This is a genomic window from Brevundimonas sp., assembly GCF_031082345.1.
Taxonomy (GTDB): Bacteria; Pseudomonadota; Alphaproteobacteria; order Caulobacterales; family Caulobacteraceae; genus Brevundimonas.
The window spans coordinates 1-956 of record NZ_JAVHLH010000223.1; the positions used below are offsets into that span (position 1 = coordinate 1).

Annotated in this window: 1 protein-coding gene; it reads right to left on the reverse strand. The window is 65.7% G+C overall.

Going from position 1 to position 956, the window contains the following annotated elements; all coding sequences use genetic code 11:
• Nucleotides 1–898: oligosaccharide flippase family protein (locus RDU12_RS12630; RefSeq protein WP_308684914.1), on the reverse strand; the 898-nt coding region annotated here is incomplete at its 3' end.
• Nucleotides 899–956 lie beyond the last annotated feature (58 nt).

The following is a 956-nucleotide window of genomic DNA, read 5'->3' on the forward strand; positions in this document are numbered from 1 at the left end:
GGGTGAACCCAGCCAGTTCGCCATCGCGCCACTTCTGGGGGGCCTCTGTCAGATACACCTGCCCTACCGACGTCCCCACAAGACCCAGGGGGAGGCCCATGACGCGCATGGCCAACATGAGAAATCCGGCCTCGGGTCCGGCGGCCGCCGCAGCGATTATCAGGATCGCGAGCTCAAGGCCCGCCGTGTTGAACAGGGCTTCCGGAACGGAGAACAGAGGGAATTTCCGGTATTCGGACGCGGTCCGCGCCAGCGTCGCTCCCGAGATGCCGGTCGCCGCAGCCCGGTCGTGGCGACCCAGCGACCGTAGCAGGCCGACGACGCCGACGCCGCTGTAGACGACCTGGCCGAGGATCAGGCCGAAGGGCGTGGCTGAGAAGCTCCCAATGCCAATCTGCGTCCCGGTTCCACCGGCCGCGCGCGTAACCCGCGTCTGGCTTATCAGCGCGAACCTTCGTTTCCGCGACGCCCAATACTGAAGAGCGTCATAACTTGAGGCCAGGATGACTCCGACGGGGATCATCCATAGATGCGCCTTGATGGCGGGCTGTCCGAGCAAGGCGGCGATCGTTCCCGGCATGGCGAACACCGGCACGGCCGTGGCCAGCGCAACCAGCGCCGCCGCACCGAGGGCGAGCAGAAGCAGGTTCATGGCCACGCGGTCGTCCTCGGGGAGCGGAATGGCGATATTGAACCGCAGACACGAGACAACCGTGATGAGCCCCAGAAGCGAAGTATACACCGCGAGCAGGCTGAAATCTTCCGGCGAGTAGAGCCGCGTCAGAACAGGCAGGCTCAGCGCGAGGATGCCTTGCGCGAGAACCGTCCCGCCGGTCAGCAATCCCACGTTCCGCAAGAATGCGCTCTTGGGCAGAAGGGCCTCGATCCGGGCGCGCATCGCAGGCCTCTAGTTCGAGCGAAGGCGATCCGGCGGTCGCCACAGCCTTCGCTCGAAC